Below are 23,601 nucleotides of genomic sequence, written 5' to 3' on the forward strand. Positions count from 1 at the left end.
ATCCATCACCCTTCTTCTGTCACTTCTTCTGTCACTGCCGACTGTCTCAACCAATTCAATAATAAATCCACAAACTGATCTCTTGATGCCATGGCTGCAATAAGCCAATCTCCGTTGCCATTAGAGCTCATACGAAATATCCAGTTCATCGTTGGACACAGGACAAAGGCAACCCGCTGTGATTCCCACTCCCTGCCGTTCCAGACCAGTAATTGCAGTTCTCCTTCGGCTATACGGGAACTCAATGACTGGGCAAGTCTCGCAGAACCTTCTGCATCTCCGCTCGCCTCGGTCAGTTTGCTGTTAAGCTGAGAAACACTGTCTCCTGCAGATTGCTTGTAAATTTCATTAAATGCCTGCTTGGAGAACATAAGTGCGGGAGATTCAGGCACGAGCCGATCTACCCAGCCCATTTTATCAATCAATGTCTCGCAAGCCTTCTCCACATTACCCAGATCATACAGGCGGTACTCATCGGGTTCATCAACGGATTTTACTAGCTCCACGACACGCTCGTTCGTGCAATGGAGGTAACCTTCGAACTGCTTGCCGCCCCGCGCATAGCGTATGCGGCAAGCCCGGTTAGATAATCCCGCGATAGCAACCCTCGAAAAAACGGTAGGGGGCATTGCCAACTCAGTACCCTCATCTACTCGCTTTAGATAACCCTTTTCCAGAAGAGAGGCTTTTACCTGCTCCCACTCTTCCGCCAACTCTTCTGCCAGATAGCCCTTAAACGGATCTTCCACTCCAAGCAGCCTGTCAGAACCCAACACGCCTGCCAGGAAAAACAGTTCCTTCGACTTGAGGGTTATTAACTTCTGCTTGGAAGCTTGAAACGTTAACATTATGAGCCACCTCCCTTCAAACTACAACATGCCATCGGTCACGAATTTTCGTTATCCAATCCTCACAGCTCACTTGCTCTGAGAAGGGAATTGCCGCTTTTACCCTGGTAAATTTGCGTCGTACGTAGTATCCCTGCCCAGGGGGCAGGACTTTTAGGCCACCAGCGGCGGCATTCGCTTCTGAATAGGGGATACGAAAGAACGATAAATCATTCGAATCCAGTGTTCCGAAAAGCATGCCGCTTTGACTTGCCTTAACATCATTAAACCAGTCCACGCCAAAGGTTGGGAAATCAGATGGCACGCCCGACAGCACGACATGCACATTGCGATCACGTCCCAACCGCACAATGGCAGAAAGCTGATCCTTTATCGTAAAATCGTTCAATTGCTTGCTTAGCATATCCGCATCATCAATGACCAGCAGCAATTCGGGATCATTTCCGTCCTTGTTCCTCTGTTGAACGATATCATACATTTGCTGTACCAAAGGTCCAAGCTCTTCCTCGCTTTCAGCAGCAGCCTTGACATGAGGAAGATGTCGCAATCGGGATAATCCCCCGCCTCCATAGCGGGTATCAACCGTATAGACTTCCAATTGACTCGGCGATGTGTAATAAGCCAGCGAAATGATCCAGCTCATGAGGAAAGAGGTTTTCCCTCCCTCCATAGGACTGCCCACGATAAAATTAGGACCTTCCTTGAGATTCAGTAAGAAAGGCTCCAGATCGTCGCTCTGTAGCCCTACAGGCACCTCATAAGGAAGCGCGCCCGAAGGCCCACTCGTCCCGTCCCACTGCTGAAGCAGTTCCGCCAACGGGATTCGCTCGGGCAACGGAAGAATGGCTGGGGCGTTTTTGCCCTTCCATTCCTGTACGATGCCCGCGATATTGCGGCGCAACCGTGCTGAACGTTCCGTTTCATCTTCTCCGGGTGAAGGCAACGCCGCCTGGAACTCCAGCGGCGGGATATGCCCTTTAACCAAAGCCCGGCCCGGGATTAGAGGCCCTGGTGTTTTGGCTGGTCGTCCTACCGCATAATAATAATCACTCGGGTCAGACATTTCAAAAGAAACGGCGTTCGGAATATTACTGCGGAACTTCTCAAACACATCAGTAATCCGATTCGCTGTAATGATAAATGTAATGCCGAGACTGCCACCTTCACGCAAAAGAGATTCCAGCAGCTCATTTTCATCTGGATAAGCATTACGGAAATTAAGGTAGCCGTCAATGACTACGATAATTTGCGGCACATCCTCAACAGCAGAATGTCGATAAGAGCTTATCGTTTTGACACCAGCTTCGGAGATCATGTCCTTGCGTACAGCCACCAGCTTGAACAGATAACGGAACAACCGCTTGATCCGGTCGTCCTCCTCTGCCATCATAACAGCACCGATCTGGGGGAGTTCCCCAAAGTCACGCATCGTTCGACCCATATCAATGATATAACCGTTCCAACGGTTGGCATGAAAGCGTTGAGCCATCGACATCAGCATTGTCTGCAAAAAGGTCGTTTTACCCATGCCCGGCATACCGTACACTGCCCAATGACCATGATCCAGTGATGCATAAATCGGCTCTTGTCGCTGGTTCGGCAAATCATCAACCAGACCCATGACCGCCTTCAGCTCTTGAGGCGCTGTTGTACTGTCCGTTTCGGCGCATGGAGACAAATCAGTTAAATCCAGCAATTCAGGCAGCGGCGGAAGCCACGGTCCCTGAAGCCGTTCGATCCCTGCCTTGGCAGCTTCTTCTGCAATATAATCAATGAATATCTGGAGCTGTTTGGGAGCTTCTTCTCCTTTTAAGCCTGAGCTTGCCCGTTCGCCGCCAGTCAGCAGCGCTTCACGCTTGCCGTTCAGTCTAACCTCATGTACAGGAAGTGCGGAAGAAATATCGCTGTTGCCTACATACGGCGCACCGCTCCAGGCAAACTGCATCTCTTCAAACACCTCATCACTACCGACCTGAAAATACCCTCGTCCCGGCTTCGTGATCCACGCGGCATTCGGTATTTTCAACATATCACGGCTGTCGCCTTCGCTCTGCACCCGTAAGCAGATACGGAACCTGGAGTTACTCCAGATTTTATCGTCCACCACGCCGGCAGGCTTTTGAGTCGCCAAAATCAGATGGACACCCAATGTCCGCCCAATGGCGGCAATACTGATCAGCTCATCCATGAACTCGGGCTGATCCCGTTTTAATTGTGCAAATTCATCAATAATAATAACCAGATGAGGCAGCGGCTGTGCGTGCCGCTGCCGAAGCAATCTGTAATATTCATCAATATGCTGTAAATTGCCCGCATCGTTTAATATTTTCTGTCGGCGAACCAGTTCTGCTTTTAATGAAATTTTGGCGCGTTCGATCAGGTTATTGTCCAAATTCGTAATCGTGCCTACTACATGCGGCAAATTAACGAACGTATTGGACATACCGCCACCCTTGTAGTCAATCAGCATAAACGCAAGATCATGCGGGTGAAACTCAGCGGCAAAGGAGGCTACGATGGACTGAATAACCTCACTCTTCCCTGAACCTGTCGTACCCGCGATCAAGCCGTGGGGACCGTGTCCCTGACGCTCGATTTTATCATGCAGATTAATCATGATCTTCTTGCCGCCTGCCCGCACACCCATGGGTACAGGTAAGGTATCAGGATGGCGATTGCGCCGCCACCGTTCTGTCACGTCCAGTTCTTCCACACCCGCTACGCTCATCATATCGAACAGAGGCAGCACAGAGGGAATATCGGAAGCCGAGGAACGCTTCAAGCGAATAGGAGCCATATACCGCGCCAATGCATCTGCTTCCTCTCTCGACAGACGATCCGGTTTAAAACTTTGCTGTTCAACCTCCGGTGACTCCGATTTGCGAGCATATACGCCCTGCTCCTTGGAAGCCTCCACGATAAGCTGACACTGCATCGGCAAAGCTTCCTTGCGGGAAGCCAGCACGATGGTACACGCATCAATTGCCCGTCCGTCCTCCAACAGCAACGGAAGCAGCGGCTCTTCCTCAATTAGCTGGCTATCTGATAAAACAACCACATAACACGGGATTTCCATCCCTTTTCCATTACGTTCGTTGCGGTTGTTTTTACGGCGGTTCAATCTGGCAAACAGAAAGTCGGCCAATTGATGGGCACTGCTGCTGCGGTCTGACATCATCCGTCCGGTTCTGTCATCGTCCCACACATGCGGAAGCCAACGCATCCAATTCCATTCATTTTCTTCCCGCTCATCATAAAAGGAAGCTATTTTCACTTCATCCGGCGAGTGACGAACAGCCACCTGTGCCAGAATCACTCTTAATGCTGCCAGAGTGTGCTCTCGCTCTCCAACCAGCCCAACCACCTTGGATTGGAACAGCGGTAATGCAATGGACGCAGCGTCCACCAGACGAAACTCTTCCCCAAGTTCATCTGCAGCCCCTAACAATGGGTCTCGGTCATAGCCGTCCGGACGCGGGATTTGCAGCTTGATATGAAACGGAACTTGTCCGGTTCCAATACGCACTTGCAAAAAATCCTCGTCCTCCGGCGAACGCTCCCAGAGAGAGCTGTTACGGTTTTTGACGATTTGAGCGCAAATTTGCGGGTCACCGTGAATTTCATACAGCGTGCGAATTTGCTCTTCGCGTTTCAATTCAAGCTCTTCCCGATGCTTCTGAAGCTGTTCCCGGTACATCCGGTCACGTTCTTCCAGCTTGCGCTTGTATTCCTTCTTATTGTTCAAATATACGAAAAAAGGAATGGTATAGGATGTAAGCATCATGACCACAGTAACCATCTGAAACATCAGATAGTTACTGTTGCCCATCTTGCCTGTTTTGCTCATATATACGTAAAAACCAATCGTTACCAACGTCATCATTAACGGAATAAGTATAGATATAATGGAAAAAGACGGCTTGCTCGGCTCAGCCGGAGGCCGTAAAATCTCCAGCTTCTCCTCTCGGAGCGCCGGTCTTAATCTCGGGGAGCGCTGGTATAATACATTCAAGACAAAAGTCCCCCTTTTCGCTTACTATTTCATTTTACCAAGGTTTCATATAATTTCATGTGTGTATTTACCCATTTTTTTCACTTTGAAACAGCGAACGACGTCCATATACAGGAGCTTCGTCCCGGGTTGTCGAAAAAGCGCGCTGAATACGCACCGTACAGCCTTCCCGCAGACCCGCTCCTATCAGCAGTTGGTCGTCATCCACTCTGAACCAAAGACCCTCCGGGAATTTTGCTTCCATAATATATTGCATTCCTTCCGCAGGAGGCTCACCAAAAATACGCACACCCAGCATCAGCTTCAAATGATCCACCAAGTATTCATCAGCCACCTCGATGTCAAACCACTCTGTTTCCTGTCGTCCCGAAAGCACGGTCAGGATCATCTGTCATCCCTCCCGATCCTTAATATATACAGTAAAGCTCACACAAACAGCCTATTTTCTATGGAAATATGGCTATCGTAACTGTAGCATCCGCCTATTAGACTGTCAATTTGTTACAAACTACCCACTCGAGCTATCAAATCACGACTTTAGTTGTATTTTTATATCTTAAAAGAGTCATATGAATCAATATGTTATACTTTCATAGTTTTGCAGTATTCGCATATACGCCATTTTGTCGATGGATTAGAAGCAAATTTGATTGTTTGTAGAGTATTGTGAACACTTTGTAAATTTTTCAGACCTTTATGTTTTTATAAGGTGTTTTTAAGGTAATTTTAAGAAACGGGCACTACAATAAAGCCATGAAATAACTCAAGCGAGGTGATTTTTGTGAGAACATTAATTACATTTCAAAACAAACGTATTCCCGTATACTTCAACCAAGAAAACAAACAACCTGTACAAAAAACATTAAAACTTCTAAGCAACACTTTGGAGAACAAAATCTCCAGAGGCAAGCGTGCCCTTCAAAAATGTCTTAACTCTTTGATCAGTATAGAAATTGTCGGTTGTGAAGCCATCCTGCATAGCGTTAGTGAAAATGATTCATTGGCACTGTCCCTCTACTAAGAGGGACTTTTTTTGTTCCGAAATCATAGCAAAAAAGAGAGAGTGACTAAGCACTCTCTCCGTATTAGCAGCTTTGAAACATGATACATGTAACTAGCCGAGCCTATCATTTTATAACAATCTGCTTATATTTCTTTTGCGATAACCTTTTTTGCCGCCTCGTTCCAACTTCTGCGCCTTCTCAATTCGTATTCTAAACAGTTCCAGTAAATTAGCGCGTGTATGCTCTTCCCGGCAGTTGTCCAGCTTTTTCAGGATAAAACGGTCAATGGACATATGACTCAGGCTCCTTTACAACATGCTGCCCCTGCTTTCCAAGGGGATGATCAGGCTATCCATTTTTAACCATTCTGCTTGTAGTTTAAACAAATAGGCACCCTGTTGGATAAAACAGGCTGGATTACATAACCTTTAAAAAGGGTAAATACATAAAGTTTCAAAGGATTGACCGCTTTAAATCTGGAAGCTATGAACAAGGAGCGAGCAGAAACTATGGAAAAGCACAGATTGGCTAAAATAGGCTGGATATTTTTATACACTTTGTTGTTGCTGACAATTCTGTCTGCATGTAGCAGGGAAAAAGCCTCTACCCGCAGTATGGCCCAGCATGAGGCTGAGGCCCGCGCCTACACTGTTACCGGCAACCCAAACCAGAATACGTCCTCCCTGGATGAACGAGCTGCCAATCGCACCCCTGTACACCAACAAGGCAGCAGTTATGTCGAAATATCAGGCGACGTAAATATAGACAGAAAAACCGTAAAGGTCACAGGGCGCTCCAACCTCCCCGCCGGAGCGCGGATTAAGGGTAATCTCGCGGTCAAAAACTCCCTGCTCACCGGGTACACGGACGAAGCAACTGTTCAAAAGGACGGAAGCTTTGTACTTCGTGTGCAACGGCCAGGCATACAGGGCAGCATGGATCTGACGGTTTTGTTCCGTCCGGCTGACCAAGACGACCCGATACGCAATCTTTACGGCAGCAGTGGTGAGAAATTGGAAGGCCCCTACGTATATCAATACGAAGAAAAGGAACAGCTTCGGCAAGAAGTCCGAATTGGCGCGGAGTTTGATCCTGAGCAGGAACAAAGCACCCCGCTGGTTAAGCCTGTCTGGAACAAACCAAAGGATTACGGTGGCCCCAAAGTGTGGATCAAGCCGGATGTGAAGCAGGAAGGCAACTATTATCATGTATATGCGCGCAGTAATTTGCTGGAAGGATCAGATGTCAAGCTCACTATTGATTTCCCGGGACGCTGGCAGTTCGGCTATGATGATCAAACCAGAGTCATGCCTGACGGCTCTTTCAGCATGAGGGTCAAAAAACCGAGCCTGGCTAATCGTTACACCATGGTTATCATTTTCGAGCCTAATGAAGACATGTGGGCGAATGCGAAACGAGTGTATGGAGCAAGCGGAGAGCATCTTTCCGGCACGCTAGTTAAATCCGCAGACGACAAAGAGGGCTCCAAACGGATTGAAGCCCGTATCCCTATTCAACCCAAATCATAATTGGACAGCACATGGCTTGCAGGGTAGTGTAACTTGTCGGTCACTAAGGCAGTATGGTGACCGGCGTGCCGATGCTCACCTTTTCCTGAAGCTCCAGCACATCCTTGTTCTGCATACGTATGCAACCATGCGACACCAGCTTGCCAATGGACCAAGGCGCATTGGTGCCGTGGATGCCATAATGCGGCTTGGACAGCCCCATCCAGAACGCTCCAAAGGGGCCGCCGGGATTGGGCTGTTTATTGATGATGGTAAATTGTCCGTGCGGTGTCTGTGTAGCGATTTTACCGATACCGACCGGATAACTAAGTACAGTCTGATCGCCATCTTTTAAATACAGACGACGATCCGACAAACTCACCACGATACTATAATTCGGCATATACTCACCCCTCTACAGGATATGCCGACCACACCGCAGATTCTCCTGTGACTTTTACAAATAACCTTTCTTCATCTCACCACTCCACATCACGTCTCCAGCCACTTCGATTACCGACTCGGCCTTGATTTGTGCTTGAACGTTGATCCTTTTTCCGCCGATCTGCTTCTTTACGTGCCTGATACTCCAGCTCCCGCTGCATTTTGCGATAGTTGTTCACTCTGGATTCAGATAGCTCACCACGCTGCACAGCTTCCTCTACCGCACATCCCGCTTCTCCCTGATGCTTGCAATCTGCAAAACGGCAATTTTGTGCCATTTCAGTAATATCCGCGAAGGTATTGGCGACTCCGGTGGAATCATCCCACAGATTCAATTCACGCATTCCCGGCGTATCCAGCAGAACGGCTTGCTTCAATATGGGGAACAACTGTCGGTGGGTGGTCGTATGACGCCCTCGACTGTCCTCTTCCCTCACATCCTGTGTAAGCTGAACTTCGACCCCAGACAGCCAGTTCACAATCGTTGATTTGCCGCTGCCGGATGAGCCTGTTAAGGCAACTGTACGCCCGGGTTGAAGAAACGCCTCCAGTTGCTCTCTCCCTTCGTTCTGCAAGGCAGAAATAACGATGACTGGCACACCAGGGGCCACCCCCTCCGCTTCGGCCACCCGCTCTTCCACATCGGGACAAAGATCGCTTTTGCTCAACACAACGACCGGATCGACCCCACTGTTCCACGCCATAATTAGATACCGTTCCAGCCTGCGCACATTAAAATCGTGATTCAGCGCATTGACGAGAAAGAGCGTATCTACATTTGTCGCAATCAATTGCTCCTTCGTCTCAAAGCCCGCAGCCTGCCGGGATATCCGACTTTTACGTGGCAGCACGGCATGAATGACTGCATCAGAGACTCCATCTGGCACGGTGACAGCCACCCAATCCCCCACAGCCGGCATTTCTGCCGGATCGACGATAGCATGTCTCAGCTTGCCGGAAGCAGCTCCCCAGCGTTCTCCATCCATAGTCATAAGCTTTACTTTTTGACCATAATCGGCAATCAGACGGGCAGGGCGTACCTGTGTATTTTCTGCTCGTTCTTCAAAGCTTTGTTTCCATTGATCCCAAAAGCCGTTCCAGTAATCAGACCAGCCGTATTCATGTATACTCATTGTTTTCCTCCTGTGAATCATCGTTTATTGCTGATGTTTAAAGTTGATGTGTTTTTTATTTTCGTGCTATTCGGTGTTTATAAATGTTCTCTCCCGCGAGCAAACAACGCAAAAAATCCGCAGGGAAACCCCTGCGGAGGGTGTATGATTCAGGCCGAGGCTATCCCAAGACCCTAATCATAAAAAAATCCGCAGGGAATGACTCCCTGCGGATTTCATCGGTTCTACTGCTCAACCGAATGCCATGTAAAAACTATACTTATTTCATATAGTCTTCAACTATGCATCATCCGTGCGGGAGACAACGTCATACTGCTGCTGAACCAATCCATTCATGTTCGTACGCATATAACATCGCCTCCTCCTAAAATTTCCTTAATCATACAAGTCCACAATTCGTCTGTCAAGTCTGCCGCAAACCTTTTTTTAAAATCTTTTCAAGTTTCTTTTAGCGCACTTGATCCCAACGCGTCCACATCTCACGTGGATTCAATTCATACATTTCACGTTCCCTGTACATAAACTGATGCATAATCAGCTCACGCCGAATTGTCGCAAAATCCTCATGATACTGCTTAATCCACTCGTTTAGCTCACGTTCAGGATACACGCGGCCCGGCTCCAGCTTTTCTGCCAGCATTTGAAGCACGATCAGCTTTTTCTTGTATTGCGAGGGAATTTGACGCAGCTTGCCGTCCTTGGAAAAAAAATTGCGCAAGACTGTCGCTTCCAGCGTTTCATTAACCTCTGACATTTCTTCCTCCCCCTCTCCTTTTTCAAAAATAAACCGCACTGTCGCTTCGGCATGCTGCCTGATCAGTTCAGGATTCAGTGTGAAATATACCGTATTCTTATCACGCCGCTCCTTGATTAACCCCGCTACACGAAGCTTGGAAGCATGATGCGTGACAGTCGGTTGGGATAAATTCAGTTTTTCCGCCAACGCCTGACCATGCATCTCTCCACGTGACAAGAGCAGTAATATACGCATACGCGTAGGATCAGCAAGCGCTTTATGATAGTTGACCATTTTATCCAGTTGCAACGTTAACGCCTCTTTTCATCACTAACTACTCTCCATATACTTTGCGTGAAAAATTAAATTCTACACATAACAATAGATATATATCTAATTATATGATTGTTAAAAATAGCTGTCAATCGTATCATTCTTTTACTTCTTTCTGAAAACGGCTGGATATTGTGTACGCATTGCGGTAGGATGATATTACTTGACTTTTGTGCAGAGATTGCATATATTCAATTGTTTCGCCTTTTCAAATTTTTATGAATTAGCGCTTTGAAACGTCTACCATACTACTGCAAAACAGGCGCAACAGACCAATATAACGGGAGGTTCATCGAGATGCACGACGTAGTCATTATCGGAGGCGGGCCTTGCGGGCTGTCCGCTGCAATCGAATGCAGCCGCAGAGGCTTGCAAACCGTCATTATCGAAAAAAGTAACATTGTTCACTCTATTTTTCTGTACCCGACGAACATGCAGTTTTTCAGCACGGCTGAACTGCTGGAAATTGGCGATGTTCCGTTCAGTACGCCTAATGACAAGCCTTACCGTCATGAAGCACTGGCGTATTACCGCAAGGTAGCTGCACGTTATAACCTGAACATCCGTCATTATGAGGAAGCAAAAACGATCACACGACAGAATGATACTACATTTACTGTACATACGGTGAGCAAGCAGGGAATAGCCAAAACGTATTCGTCACGCTATGTCGTCGTGGCTACAGGATATTTTGATCATCCGAACTATTTGGGCATTCCCGGGGAACAATTAGATAAAGTTACTCACTATTTCAGTGAAGCCCATCCCTATACCGGCACGCGGGTCGCAATCATCGGCGGCAGCAATTCTGCGGTGGATGCAGCGATGGAACTCGTACGTGTCGGGGCTACCATTGACATGGTGTATCGCCGAACCGAACTGTCTGAATACATTAAGCCGTGGGTTCGCCCACTGTTCGACAGCATGGTACAAAAAGGAAAAATTACGCTCCATCTGGGCGCGCGCATCACTGAAGTTCATCCGGATTATGTAGTGGTCACCCCGTTGGAGGCAGAAGCTTTCCGGCTCGAAAATGATTTTGTACTGGCACTGACCGGGTTTCACCCGGAACGGAAGCTACTGGAGTCTGTAGGGGTCCACATGGCTGAGGGTCTGGACAAACCGGAATATGACCCTTCCACGATGGAGACCAATATACCGGGTATATATGTGGCGGGTGTCATCGCTTCTGGCAGCAATGCCAATGAGGTGTTCATTGAAACAGGCCGCTGGCACGGTCGCCAAATCGCTGAACATATTCAAAGCTAAATGAACTAAGGAGAACACATATATGGATTACAGTTCACTCATCCTGCTGGTACTGGCTGGTCTTGGAATTGTCAGCGGCAACTCCACCGTCACCATTGCCATGGTCGTACTACTGCTACTTCGGGTAACCCATTTTCATACTGCTTTCCCCTGGCTTGAAAAGTATGGATTGACGATCGGGATCATCATTCTAACCATTGGTGTGATGACCCCACTGGCCAGCGGTAAAATCAGCATTAGCCAGGTGATGGAGTCCTTCCTTCACTGGAAGTCGCTGCTCGCTATTGCTATTGGCATCCTGGTAGCCTACCTTGGCGGCCGCGGAGTAACCCTGATGTCCGGACAGCCCATCATTGTGACGGGTTTGCTTATTGGAACCGTGATTGGTGTGGCCTTCTTCAAAGGCGTTCCTGTAGGACCGCTCATCGCCGCCGGGCTGCTATCGCTGTTAATCGGACGCACCTAGACTTCCTCGCTTATCCTTCGTCTGGCGCTGGCAGATGCTGTCTATAAAAAAACGTATTTGACCAGCAGCAGACATAAGATTGAAAAAGGCAGTCAACGCAAAAGACGAATGAACCTGAGCAATCTGCATGACGGACTGAATTCAGTCCCGCTTTGTGTTATACTCTTATCGCATAATTTGGTAAATGCAGGAGGCTTGACCGATGTCCCGACAATTTGTAACGGAAGCTGTAATGGTTGCCATATATGGCCAACTGCTTACAACTCCCGCCCCTGTGGAATATATAGTGCCTTACACGTCGCTGCTGGAGCTATACGAATTTCAGGATAGCACGGAACCGCTCATGGATAATCCTGCGGACGATCAGCATGTGAAGCGAAAGGTAAGCGAACTGATCAGCTATTTTGAGGAACCTTTGAATCAGAAAAAAATCCGGCGCGCGCTTCAGATGCCCTGGGCCAAAAGTTTGCCTATCCTGTTCGACGCTAACACCACACTGATCGTCATTAATGCCGTCGATACTGCGCATTACGGAGAATATTTTGATCCAATCGAGACCGAACTGGTGCTAACAGCCCAGCGTGAAGAATTACCCATTTTGACAGATCAACTGGACTGGATTCATCGCATTATTGAAGCTTCCGTACCTGTACATGTGTACGACATTGACGATTTTGATTTTGCGGTGGATGGTCCGATGCTTAACAACCCTTAACATACAGCACACGCGCCCCAAGGACAACAAAACGGCGGAGTATCACACACAGGTTTAATCCCCTGTCATGCGATATTCCGCCGTTTTTTCATGACCCTAAACGGTTCACCTGCTCGCTATTTCTAACGTTAGAGCATTAAGACTGCTCTTCCTCGGCATACGTGTAAATAATGTCGTCATGTTCCTCCAGATACTTTACTTCCAGATGATGACCCTTCAAATACCAATAATCCTGGTCCTCCATATAAAACGTGATGCCAGCCGCTTCATGTTGTAGTACAGGGTGCTGCGGAGGCTCTACGGCAATTCCCAGAGAGAAGCCTGGATGTAACCCACCGCCAGAACTATAGCGGGCAAAAAAACGGATGGTATCTCCACGGTTCAGACCAAGCTCCTTGATGTACCACTGTGCCGCTGGTTCAGTTACCTGTATGCTCATGCGTTATGCTCATCTCCTTGTACAATTCTGTCCTGTTAACTATATCATAGCATTGTTTAGAATGACCACCAACGGCCCCTTGCTCAAATGAAAATCTCCAGCGAGCGATATACATTTTTTTGAAAAAGGTTTGACAATTCGCAAAAGACGGTGTTAAGATTCAACCATACGAGATCCATTTTGAAATTAATTACCAATTTGAAACGATTACTCATGTTCAGAATGAATCCAATTCGAAGAAGAAAGGAGTGTTACCGGTGCTAAACATTCATCTCGCCTTTTACCCAACCCTACAAACACAACAACTTCATACCGGAGCATCTCCCTTGACGCATCCTTCGGAATTAGGCCATTCACGTTGTATGGTCTAATACGAGTGGCTGCCTGCGTTTGAGCAGTTTTTCAGTGGTGAGTGTGCTGAAAATACCTGCGCGCCATATGATATTGAGATTTAAGGCATATCGTCTGCGGACGGTATGCCTTTTTTGCGCCTGTTAGCGGATTGAAGCTAGTGGTAGCAAGCCGTTATTGTTTATTCAAAATGGTACGACAACTCTCGCATGAGCTTTTCATGAAAGGATGGGATTCCTCTTGTTTTCGGTACTCAAAAATTTAAGCTGGTTTTTTAAAAGAGAACGAAGCCGGTACTCGATTGGGCTGTTTTTGCTGATAGCCGTTGGCGTGCTGGAGCTTGCTCCGCCTCGGCTGCTAGGTAGCGCTATTGATGAGATCGTACGCGGTTCAATTTCATGGTCCTCGCTCTGGCATTATATTTTTTATATTTTAGGCATTCTTGCCGTCATCTACTACATTACGTACATATGGATGCACAAGCTGTTTGGTGGTGCCAATCTGGTGGAGCGCCTGTTGCGCACACGCTTTATGAACCATCTGCTGCGGATGACACCTCCATTCTTTGAACGCAATCGTACTGGTGACCTGATGGCTCGTGCTACGAACGACCTTCGCTCCGTCGCTAGTACTGCGGGCTTTGGTATGCTGACGTTAACTGACTCTACAGTTTACCTGAGCGTCGTGCTGGTCGCCATGGGCACCCTGATTAGCTGGAAGCTGACGCTGGCGGCGGTTCTGCCCCTTCCTTTTATCGCGCTGGCAATGAGTATTTACGGTAAAGCCGTTCACGAGCGTTACACGCTGGCACAGGATGCATTTGGCGATATGAACGACCAAGTGCTGGAATCCGTGGCAGGTATCCGGGTCATTCGCGCCTATGTACAGGAACGAATGGATGAAAAACGGTTCGCCGATATTACCGATGACGTATTTCGCAAAAATCTGGCGGTCGCCCGAATGGATGCTCTCTTCGAACCGACGATCCGCTTATGCGTAGGACTTAGCTATGTGATCGGACTTGGCTATGGTATTTATCTGGTATTTCATAACGATATCACGCTGGGTGAACTGGTATCCTTTAACATGTATCTGGGGATGATGATTTGGCCGATGTTTGCCATTGGCGAGCTGATCAACATTATGCAGCGCGGTAGCGCTTCCCTCGATCGGGTGAACGAAACTCTCCATGTGGAGCCGGACGTACAAGATGCAGCTCAGCCTGTAACGGTTAACCACCCCGAGTCCATTACGATGAAAGATGTTACCTTCCGCTATCCAACCTCATCTGTTGACAATCTGTTACATGTGAATTTGGAGCTGAAACGTGGAGAAACGCTAGGTGTCGTCGGCCGAACAGGCAGCGGGAAATCCACCCTGCTCAAACAGCTACTGCATGAATACCCGACGGGTAGCGGTGACATTTTAATCTCTGGCACTCGGCTGGAGGACATCGCTGTTGAACAACTGCACAGCTGGATCGGCTACGTGCCACAGGAGCAAATTCTGTTCTCCAAATCAGTGCGTGAGAACATTCAGTTCGGTAAACCGCGTGCAGGTGATGACGACATCATGGAAGCAATCCGTACCGCAGCCTTCGATCAGGATTTAGGCACCTTGTCTGATGGACTGGATACACTCGTCGGAGAAAAAGGCATTGCCCTGTCCGGCGGCCAGAAGCAACGTGTTTCGCTGGCACGCGCCTTTATCGGCGATCCTGATATTCTGGTGCTAGACGATGCACTGTCCGCGGTTGATGCTCGAACAGAAGCACGTATTATTGATAATGTCCGGCGTAAACGCTCGGGTAAAACAACTCTGATCTCCACTCACCGTCTCTCGGCTGTAGAACATGCAGACCGGATCGTCGTGCTGGAGCAAGGACGCATTATTGAGGAAGGAACCCACAACGAGCTGCTTCAGACGGACGGATGGTACCGTCAACAGTATGAACGACAGCAAGTGGAATCTGTTCTGACCTCAGGGGAGGTATCCTAATGAAACCTAATATCGGCAAAAGGCTATTCCAGTATGCCCTGACGAGCAAAGCGGGCTTTATCGCCGCACTCATCGCGTTGGCTATCGGGGTAGCCGCTGAGCTGGCCGGACCCTTCATCGCCAAAACGATGATCGACGACCATATGCTCGCTATTGAAAAACCGTTTTACGAGACAACTAGTGTGGACGGTACCGTAAGTTATGCCGGAACCCATTTTAAGCGTGAAGACCGCTTTGAGGCCGGGGAGCCCAAAGGGCGCGAAGCAAGGATTTTACAAGTTGGGAAATCCTTCGTATTTATTGATGGCTCGGTGCAGGTGGCTGACGGTAACCGCTCCTTTGCGAACGGCACGCTGACGGTGACACGCGGCTCCGACACCTTTCGCTATGATGCCAAGGCTTTGACAGCCGATGAGCTATATAGCTTTTACAAGCCGGAAATGCCCGGTATCTTTCAACTGATTGGCTGGTATTGCTTTTTTCTGGTCATTTCGATCTTTGCTGAATTTGGCAAAACCTACTGGCTGCAATCCTCGGCCAACAAGGTTATTCAAAAGCTTCGGCTTGACCTCTACGCACACATTCAACGGTTGCCAGTTTACTTTTTTGACAATCTGCCCGCAGGTAAGGTCGTATCCCGTGTTACGAATGACACAGAAGCGGTAAAAGATTTATTCGTCGCCGTACTGTCGAACTTCACTTCAGGTATTGTGACGATGGCCGGTGTATATGTCGCACTCTTTTTGCTGGACTTCAGACTGGGTCTGATCTCTCTGTTCATTGTACCGCTGCTGATCTTGTGGATTGTGCTGTACCGCAAGGTCGCCACCCGCTTTAATACGATCATTCGGTCCCGGCTCAGTGAGATTAATGCGATTATCAATGAATCTATTCAAGGGATGTCCATTATTCGCGTGTTCCGGCACCAGAAACAAACGCAACATGAGTTTGAAGAACTGAACGATGATTATATGAAGCATCAGAATAAAATGCTGAATTTGAACGCCTTCACTTCACACAATCTGGTTAATGTGCTGAGAAATCTTGCCTTTGCCGTCGTGTTGTGGTATTTCGGAGCCGAGGCGCTTGGCACGACTGGCAGTGCTGTATCACTAGGCGTACTATACGCCTTCGTCGATGTACTGGGACGACTGTTCCAACCGATGACTGGTATGGTCAACCAGCTTGCGGTGCTGGATGCTTCAATCGTATCCTCGGGACGGGTATTTGAACTGATGGATGAAACCGGAGAACAGGTAACAGACGGCACGATGCCGCGTTACAAAGGTCTGGTGGAGTTCGACGACGTAACCTTTGCCTACAAAAAGGATGCTGTCCTTAAACATATTTCCTTTACTGCACATCCCGGCCAAACGGTTGCTCTCGTCGGACATACCGGATCAGGCAAAAGCTCGATTATTAACCTGCTGTTCCGGTTTTATGATCCGCAAAAAGGAACGATCACCATTGACGGAACCTCTGTCAAGGACATTCCGAAGCAGTGGCTACGCCATCATATGGGAATCGTTCTTCAAGATCCATATTTGTTTACAGGTACAGTAGCCTCCAATGTCAGTCTGGGAGATAGCCGGATTACCAGAGAACAGGTGAACAAAGCACTGTGTGATGTTGGGGCTGACAAACTGCTGGCCCACTTGCCACAAGGCTTTGACGAGCCAGTGATCGAAAAAGGAAGTACTTTATCAGCCGGGCAGCGTCAGCTCATTTCCTTCGCCCGCGCGTTGGCCTTTGATCCGGCGATTCTGATTCTCGATGAAGCTACTGCCAATATTGACACTGAAACCGAGGCGCTTATCCAATCTGCGCTGGAGGTGCTCAAGAAAGGGCGTACTACCTTCATCATTGCTCACCGTCTGTCGACCATCCGCAGTGCGGACCAAATTCTGGTGCTGCATCGGGGTGAGATTGTCGAACGCGGTAACCATGACGAACTCATGGCTCAGGGCGGTCGTTACTTCCAGATGTATCAGCTCCAGTCAGGAACAGCGGGAACAGATACAAATGCATCCTCTACTGCATCGTCGGAACAGAAAGCTTTGCTTGCAGAGCAAACTGTTGTTGCAGCAGGAGCTGCGACTTCTGGAAAAGCCGATACCCGAGCAGGTACCAGCTCCTTGCAAAAACCGGGCACAGGTCAAAACGGACCTGGCTTGGCTGGAGGAAGCGCATAAAGCAAGCCCACAAAGCATGCATAAAAAAACAGCAAGTCTCCGGATAAATACAATGGAGGCTTGCTGTTTTACTTTTTTCTAAACACATGCTTCGTGTGTAGGCTACAACTATTATTGGGCTACCGAGGTGCCTGATCCTGTAGGAGGAAAAACGGTTCCCTCTACTGCCTTTATCGTAACTTTATACTTGCTGTCCACCAGGGTACTGGTGTGGGTATCCGTAATGACCTGGATATTCATTTCCCCCGGCTTTGGACTTGTCAGCTTGTAGTAAATCACTGCATTGGCGTCATCTACATAGTCGATATGATCCACTTCAATGCCGTAACCGGGATTGGGTGCCTGCAAACGGGTTAATGTTACCTTGTTCTGCTGGTCATTCACCTTCTCTACACTCATACTAATACCATTTTGCTGGCCCGGATCTGAAGGCTCAGCCGGATTTTCTGGAGTGGATTCAATCGGTTTATGATTTTGCACAAATTCGGATGCATTATAGACCATCTCTGCTGCCTCCATTCGGGTTACTTTACGTTCCGGATTAAAGTTGCTCTTTTCATCTAATTTAGCAATTTTGGTCAACAGCAGGAACTGAACCGCTTCGCTTGAATCTTGGTCCAGCTTCTTGCCATCCGCCACATTAATGTACATGCGGACTGTTGGATATTCTCCGGTCGCACTAACCGCTTTGTACAGTATATTCGCGAATTGTTCTCTTGTCATCTGCGTGCTTGGATCAATATCCGGTGATAAAGGAATTTGGTGTTGAGCCGCAATCCGGTAAGACTTGGCATACCATGCCGAAGACGGAATATTTGCGAAGGAACCCGTCGTGAAATCCGGCATAACTTGAAGATCCATCGCATTAACAACCATATGCACTCCTTGTGCATACGTAAGTGATTGATCAGGCGCAAACTTATCCTTCGTGATGCCCTGAATAATACCTTTGTTCTGAAGCGAACTTACAATCTTCTCCTGCTCTGTTCCTTTTATATCACGAAATGCAGAAGCTGACGTAGCCACTGCCAACGAACAGATCACCAGCAAAGCTGCTGTCACGCTTTTGTTTTTTTTCATGAGATGCACCTCCATATTTACTATATTTCTTCTATACTTATCGACGCAATACTATCAACAAATGTTTCAGATACTCAAAAATTGATTGTAAAAAAAGCTTACGATACTTACAGTTAGTGTAACCCGTTTAACTCTTTTCTGCTCACGTCCTAGGCTACATTCTAAGGATACTCACTTTGCGGGCATTTTTCCTCAGGCCATTTGGCTACATCCGATAGGGTGCTTTCAGACCAAGAATTTGCAGCGTATGTGCCAAAATATCAGCAGTTTGTTCAGCCAACTGAATGCGCCACGGCCCACCATCGACAATCCGTTCCTTGGCGTAAAAGCGGTTGAACGCCTGCGCCGTATCCAGCGCAAACCTCGCGATAACCGAAGGTTCCAGTTGCCGAGCCGCACGCACCAGTTGACCCTGATAACGAACCAGTTGCTTAAGCAGCGCCCAGCCTGCATCCCCCAGCATTTCATCTGATGTATACGTTGAATCAGGTGCATGACGTTCCCCCGCGGGAACATCTATACTAGAACCAGCCAACGTACCAGTGCCAGCATGAGCTTTTTCCAAAAGACTGCGTATACGAGCATGGGTATACTGTACATAAGGCCCTGTCTCACCTTCAAAGGTTAATGCATCTTCCAATGAGAAATCCACTTCGTTCAGGCGGTTATTTTTTAAGTCGCCAAAAATGATCGCCCCGATGCCGACATCCTCGGCTATTTCCTGTTGATCCTGTAAATCGGGATTCTTCTGAGTGATGATAGATAGAGCGCGGGCTACCGCTTCATCCAGTACCTCTTCCAGCTTCACGACTTTGCCGCGTCTTGTGGACATTTTTTTACCTGCAAAGCGCATCAGACCAAACGGTACGTGCTCACACTGCTCCGCCCATGTCTCCCCTGCACGCTTTAGCACCGCAAACACCTGCCGGAAATGCAACTGCTGCTCTCCACCTACCACGTACAGCAACCGATCAGCTTTCATAACCTCATGACGATAGATCGCCGTAGCCAAATCACGTGTCGGGTAGATGGTAGTCCCATCCTTTTTCAAGATCAGACAAGGCGGCAGTCCTTTATCCTCCAAACGCACCACAAGCGCACCTTCACTTTCTTCCAGCAAACCTTTCGTCCTTAATTGGGCAACAACCGCCTGCATTTTATCATTGTAAAAGCTCTCTCCCAGCACATGGTCGAATGTAATGTTCAGACGCTGATACATGCGATCAAATTCACGCAGGCTGACTTCAACAAAAAACTCCCATAGCCGCTGAGCCTCGGTATCTCCATGCTCCAGACGGCGGAACCATTCTCGACCTTCGTCCTCCAAAGACGGGTCATGCTCGACTTCCTCATGAAAACGCACGTACAGCTTCAGCGATTCCCCAATCGGATCCTGCTGTAGCTGCTCCTCACTTCCCCATCTTTTATAAGCCGCAATTTGCTTACCAAACTGTGTTCCCCAATCCCCCAGATGATTCACACTAACCGGAACATACCCCGTTTCCCCGAGAATGCGGTACAGTGCAGCGCCGATGACAGTAGAGCGAAGATGACCGATACCAAACGGTTTGGCAATATTGGGTGAAGACATATCAATCACTACCCGCTGTCCGTGTCCGAGAACTGGCTTGAAAAATTCTGGTTTGTTTAATTCAGCCAGCATCAGTGGAATATGAACGGAACGCCCCAGTGTTATATTGACATAGGCTCCTGATGTCGAAGCAGTCAGTCCTTCCTTACGGGTTATGGCCTCCGCCAGTTCCAGTGCGATTTGCTGTGGAGACTTCCGAAACTTTTTAGCCAGCAAAAAACAGGGAAACGCTACATCCCCCCATTCCGGTTGTGGCGGTACCTCCAATAAAGAGGAAATCTCCTTTTTCTCCAAGTCCGTATGGGCGGAAATAGCCTGAGTAGCGATCGATAACAGCATGGTTTTCTCTCCTTTTTTTCATTAGAATCTAACAAAAAAAGCTCCCGCCTCTTGAATTATTCAAGAGACGAGAACTTCAATATCCCCGCGGTACCACTCTTCGTAAATCGGATTGTGCAATGAACTATGCATAATCGCCGATTTCACTCCAATGACAAATAACGGTGTCTGCCGGGCTGAACTACTAACGGAACTCCGTGTTGGAACAACCGTCTCCCGGGTGCGCTTCACGTTGGGCCTCATACCGGCTTCCACCTTTTCCGGCTCGCTGTAATGATATGGCTCCCCTGCTACTCTCCCGTTCCAAGACGTTAATTCCCATCATTATACAAACCTATCCTGTAGAAAGCAATGTTTTATTTTCTGTTCAGGCGCTGACTCGATGATATGTAATTACACAGCCACCATTTGGCGGCATGCCTGAACACAACGGCGGCAGGCTTCTGCACATTGCTTGCAATGCTCATGGGCGTGCTTACCGCATTCAGCAGCACATACTTCACAGGCTCTGGCACACAGCTCACAAATTTGCTCGGCAAATTCCGTTCCGCGTTCCAGCATTTGAGCGGCAAACCCGCATATTTCTGCACATTCCCGGCTCACTCGAATACACTCGCGCAGCATAGCCAAATCATATTCCTTCAAGCTCGCCACATAACTGACGTTGCAAGCGTTCATACATTCCAGGCAAGCATCCACGCATTGTTGGTATGAATGTTTCATAATACATTACCTCCCTGTTGTTGACCCTGCTGTATTATTACCCGCCGACAATTGAGATTAATCAACCGTTGTTCACGCTTTCATCAATGACCAAACAAAAAATCCTGACTTATGTAAGGAAGTGTACTATATTCCAACCCATCCGTGCAAGGGAATAAATCACACCGCTTCCTCGTGTCCACTATTGACTTGCATACCCGCGATCGTTCCTCTATTGTAAAAAAAGAGTATGTCTAACCATAGATTGAGGAGTGAGCATTGCAATGAATATATCTTCTGTAGAGGAGCATCGACTGGAGGCCCCGCAGCAGGTTAGCTGCATGGTTGTAACCGTCTCCGACACCCGTACCGTAGAGACAGATACCGGAGGACGCCTACTGATGGATTTGCTGGAAACGAACGGCTATCAGGTAGTCCGATATGTTATCGTCAAAGACGACTATGACGGCATCCGGCAGCTCGTATCCGAAGCCGCTGAACGCGATGACATTGAGGCCGTACTTTTGACAGGCGGCACCGGTATTTCCCCGCGTGATACCACATTTGAAGCCGTATCCTCTCTGCTGGATAAGGAACTGCCCGGATTCGGGGAAATCTTCCGTTATTTAAGCTTTGCTGAGGATATAGGTTCAGCAGCGATATTGAGTCGTGCTGTGGCTGGCACCGTGGGCCGGACAGCCGTATTTTCTATGCCAGGCTCGCGTGGAGCCGTCCGTTTGGCGATGGAGCGCATTATTATACCTGAGCTGCGGCATGTCATGAGGGAGATTTACAAATAACACACAGATTTCCCTCTCACGCTCTGAAACACAAAGAGGCACCCCATCATTCGCAGGGTGCCTCTTAAAACTATTCCTTTTCTTCCACTTCTGGCTGCATATAGCTGTCGATCAGCTTTTGTTTCAGCCCCCATACCTTTTCACTGAGATTTACACGGTAAATTTCCGGGTTCAGCTTCCGCAAATATTCCGGCCAAAACAGTTGCAGCTGGGAAGTATGGTATGCGCGAATTTCATCCAGCCCGGGAAGCTCATACACTTTCTGCCCATTTACGAAAATAGGCTCCAGCATCGGAACTGCCTCGTAATTTTCCACAAACTTCTTCATATACGGATGCAGCGGGTTAAAGAGTTTCAGCCGCTTTCCATTGCGCGGACGATCTTCGTCCGGAAAAGAAATATAATCGGCGACAGCTCTCCCTTTCTTCTTATCTATAATACGATATACATCCTTCTTGCCCGGTGTGGAAACCTTTTCCGGGTTACCCGAAATTTTAATCGTCGGCAGCATTTCGCCTTCTACTTCCCGTTCGACCAGCTTGTACACCCCGCCCAATGAAGGTTGATCCGAAGCTGTAATGAGCTGTGTCCCCACACCCCATACATCGATACGCGCACCTTGGGCCTTTAAGTTAAAAATCGTATTTTCATCCAAATCATTGGAGGCTACAATTTGTACGTAATCCAAGCCTTCGGCATCCAGCATTTCCCGCGCCTGAATGGACAAATAAGCTAAGTCACCACTATCCAAACGGATCGAATTCATGCGTTTGCCCTGGCTCTCCAGCATCTTCGCTGTCCGAATCGCATGGGGAACGCCGCTCTCCAGCGTATCAAAGGTGTCCACCAACAGTGTGACCTGATCCGGTAAAACCTTCGCATACACGTCAAAAGCCTCCTGCTCACTCATAAAGGTCTGCACCCAGGAATGAGCATGTGTTCCCTTCGTCGGAATACCAAAGTGCTCACCTGCCAGCATATTAGATGTTGCGTCAAAACCCGCTACATAAGCTGCCCGTGCTCCCCAAATCGCTGCATCTGCTTCCTGCGCCCGCCGTGTTCCAAATTCCAGCAGCGTATCTCCGCTTGCAACCTGCTTGATGCGCGACGCCTTCGTCGCAATCAGCGTTTGGTAGTTCATAAAATTCAACAATGCTGTCTCAACCAGTTGTGTTTCCATAATCGTTCCTTCGACGCGTACCAGAGGCTCATTCGGAAAAACAAGCGCCCCTTCTTTCATCGAATGAACGGTTCCGCCAAACCTAAACTGGCGTAATGCCTCCAGAAACATAGGATCATACTTCTCCTCTTGCTCTGACAGGTAACGGATATCCTCTTCTGTAAAGCGCAGATTTGCAATATAATTCACAATGCGTTCCAGACCTGCGAACACCGCATATCCATTGCCAAAAGGCAGCTTGCGAAAATATGCCTCAAACACAGCTTTGCGCTGGTGACTTCCGTTCACCCAGTGGGCGTACATCATATTAATTTGATATTTATCTGTATGTAATGCGAGGCTCGTTGACTGCATCGTAATCATCCTCTCTGACTGTCCCCGGTTTTGCAGCGGCGTACCGCCTTGTCCATCCGTCAGCAATATCCGACTCCATTCTGTTATCGGATAATGGTGCACAATCG

The 23,601-nt window shown here is 48.3% G+C and carries 20 protein-coding genes and 1 other annotated feature; of the genes, 8 read left to right on the plus strand and 12 right to left on the minus strand.

The window, feature by feature from the left end:
• Window positions 1–5: 5 nt before the first annotated feature.
• From E0698_RS02280 to E0698_RS02290, 3 genes are all read right to left on the minus strand, one after another.
• The gene (locus E0698_RS02280; RefSeq protein WP_134910001.1) at window positions 6–848 is read right to left on the minus strand and encodes a hypothetical protein; all 843 of its coding nucleotides are present in this window, start codon (window positions 846–848) and stop codon (window positions 6–8) included.
• 16 nt (window positions 849–864) lie between these two features.
• Window positions 865–4,860: a type VII secretion protein EssC gene (gene essC, locus E0698_RS02285; protein WP_192510493.1), complete on the minus strand. Its 3,996-nt coding sequence runs from the start codon at window positions 4,858–4,860 to the stop codon at window positions 865–867.
• Window positions 4,861–4,927: 67 nt separating this feature from the next.
• Complete coding sequence (locus E0698_RS02290) at window positions 4,928–5,248, minus strand: hypothetical protein (protein WP_134910005.1); 321 nt, start codon at window positions 5,246–5,248, stop codon at window positions 4,928–4,930.
• Window positions 5,249–5,641: 393 nt separating this feature from the next.
• Between E0698_RS02290 and E0698_RS26575 the strand changes: the two genes are divergently transcribed.
• Window positions 5,642–5,881, plus strand: coding sequence for a hypothetical protein (locus E0698_RS26575; protein WP_081473730.1), 240 nt, complete (start codon window positions 5,642–5,644; stop codon window positions 5,879–5,881).
• A gap of 111 nt (window positions 5,882–5,992) precedes the next feature.
• Here E0698_RS26575 and E0698_RS02295 read toward each other — a convergent pair whose 3' ends face one another.
• The gene (locus E0698_RS02295) at window positions 5,993–6,157 is read right to left on the minus strand and encodes a hypothetical protein (RefSeq protein ID WP_187644933.1); all 165 of its coding nucleotides are present in this window, start codon (window positions 6,155–6,157) and stop codon (window positions 5,993–5,995) included.
• A 216-nt stretch (window positions 6,158–6,373) separates the two neighbouring features.
• On the opposite strand from E0698_RS02295, the gene E0698_RS02300 reads away from it, so the two are divergent.
• The gene (locus tag E0698_RS02300) at window positions 6,374–7,393 is read left to right on the plus strand and encodes a flagellar motor protein MotB (RefSeq protein WP_238353837.1); all 1,020 of its coding nucleotides are present in this window, start codon (window positions 6,374–6,376) and stop codon (window positions 7,391–7,393) included.
• Window positions 7,394–7,436: 43 nt separating this feature from the next.
• Here E0698_RS02300 and E0698_RS02305 read toward each other — a convergent pair whose 3' ends face one another.
• From E0698_RS02305 to E0698_RS02315, 3 genes are all read right to left on the minus strand, one after another.
• Window positions 7,437–7,775 (minus strand): L,D-transpeptidase, encoded by a 339-nt coding sequence (locus E0698_RS02305; protein WP_134910006.1) that lies wholly within the window; start codon window positions 7,773–7,775, stop codon window positions 7,437–7,439.
• Between the two features lie 76 nt (window positions 7,776–7,851).
• On the minus strand, window positions 7,852–8,949 hold the full coding sequence (rsgA, locus tag E0698_RS02310) for a ribosome small subunit-dependent GTPase A (protein ID WP_192510494.1): 1,098 nt from the start codon (window positions 8,947–8,949) through the stop codon (window positions 7,852–7,854).
• Window positions 8,950–9,397: 448 nt separating this feature from the next.
• Window positions 9,398–9,994, minus strand: coding sequence for a DUF2087 domain-containing protein (locus tag E0698_RS02315; RefSeq protein ID WP_192510495.1), 597 nt, complete (start codon window positions 9,992–9,994; stop codon window positions 9,398–9,400).
• A 321-nt stretch (window positions 9,995–10,315) separates the two neighbouring features.
• Here E0698_RS02315 and E0698_RS02320 point away from each other — a divergent pair, with 321 nt between their 5' ends.
• From E0698_RS02320 to E0698_RS02330, 3 genes are all read left to right on the plus strand, one after another.
• A complete protein-coding gene (locus tag E0698_RS02320) occupies window positions 10,316–11,287 on the plus strand; it encodes a YpdA family putative bacillithiol disulfide reductase (RefSeq protein ID WP_192510496.1) in 972 nt (323 codons plus the stop codon).
• Window positions 11,288–11,309: 22 nt separating this feature from the next.
• Complete coding sequence (locus E0698_RS02325) at window positions 11,310–11,753, plus strand: DUF441 domain-containing protein (protein ID WP_134910013.1); 444 nt, start codon at window positions 11,310–11,312, stop codon at window positions 11,751–11,753.
• Window positions 11,754–11,955: 202 nt separating this feature from the next.
• Window positions 11,956–12,468, plus strand: a complete 513-nt coding sequence (locus tag E0698_RS02330; RefSeq protein WP_044644800.1) for a hypothetical protein — start codon at window positions 11,956–11,958, stop codon at window positions 12,466–12,468.
• A gap of 136 nt (window positions 12,469–12,604) precedes the next feature.
• On the opposite strand, the gene E0698_RS02335 is transcribed toward E0698_RS02330, so the two are convergent.
• On the minus strand, window positions 12,605–12,907 hold the full coding sequence (locus E0698_RS02335) for a HesB/YadR/YfhF family protein (RefSeq protein ID WP_014281172.1): 303 nt from the start codon (window positions 12,905–12,907) through the stop codon (window positions 12,605–12,607).
• Between the two features lie 591 nt (window positions 12,908–13,498).
• Here E0698_RS02335 and E0698_RS02340 point away from each other — a divergent pair.
• Together E0698_RS02340 and E0698_RS02345 are read left to right on the plus strand one after the other, a co-directional pair.
• Window positions 13,499–15,256, plus strand: a complete 1,758-nt coding sequence (locus E0698_RS02340) for an ABC transporter ATP-binding protein (protein WP_192510497.1) — start codon at window positions 13,499–13,501, stop codon at window positions 15,254–15,256.
• Entirely contained in the window at window positions 15,256–17,448 is a 2,193-nt protein-coding gene (locus tag E0698_RS02345) for an ABC transporter ATP-binding protein (RefSeq protein ID WP_192510498.1), read from the plus strand. Before E0698_RS02340 ends, E0698_RS02345 begins: the two co-directional genes overlap by 1 nt.
• A gap of 111 nt (window positions 17,449–17,559) precedes the next feature.
• Here the strand turns inward: E0698_RS02345 and E0698_RS02350 are convergent, their stop codons facing one another.
• The 3 genes from E0698_RS02350 to E0698_RS02360 form a co-directional block, all read right to left on the minus strand.
• Complete coding sequence (locus E0698_RS02350) at window positions 17,560–18,528, minus strand: S-layer homology domain-containing protein (RefSeq protein WP_044644803.1); 969 nt, start codon at window positions 18,526–18,528, stop codon at window positions 17,560–17,562.
• A 205-nt stretch (window positions 18,529–18,733) separates the two neighbouring features.
• A complete protein-coding gene (gene argS, locus E0698_RS02355) occupies window positions 18,734–20,458 on the minus strand; it encodes an arginine--tRNA ligase (RefSeq protein ID WP_192510499.1) in 1,725 nt (574 codons plus the stop codon).
• A 60-nt stretch (window positions 20,459–20,518) separates the two neighbouring features.
• Window positions 20,519–20,773, minus strand: a binding site (T-box leader).
• A gap of 78 nt (window positions 20,774–20,851) precedes the next feature.
• Entirely contained in the window at window positions 20,852–21,181 is a 330-nt protein-coding gene (locus tag E0698_RS02360) for a four-helix bundle copper-binding protein (RefSeq protein WP_134910024.1), read from the minus strand.
• Window positions 21,182–21,444: 263 nt separating this feature from the next.
• Between E0698_RS02360 and E0698_RS02365 the strand changes: the two genes are divergently transcribed.
• Window positions 21,445–21,960 carry a MogA/MoaB family molybdenum cofactor biosynthesis protein gene (locus E0698_RS02365; protein ID WP_134910027.1) on the plus strand — a complete coding sequence of 172 codons (516 nt, stop codon included), beginning with the start codon at window positions 21,445–21,447 and terminating at the stop codon, window positions 21,958–21,960.
• 70 nt (window positions 21,961–22,030) lie between these two features.
• On the opposite strand, the gene E0698_RS02370 is transcribed toward E0698_RS02365, so the two are convergent.
• A complete protein-coding gene (locus E0698_RS02370) occupies window positions 22,031–23,494 on the minus strand; it encodes a nicotinate phosphoribosyltransferase (RefSeq protein WP_134914330.1) in 1,464 nt (487 codons plus the stop codon).
• Window positions 23,495–23,601: the final 107 nt, after the last annotated feature.

The organism is Paenibacillus sp. 23TSA30-6, assembly GCF_014858585.1.
In the GTDB taxonomy this organism is placed as follows: Bacteria; Bacillota; Bacilli; order Paenibacillales; family Paenibacillaceae; genus Paenibacillus.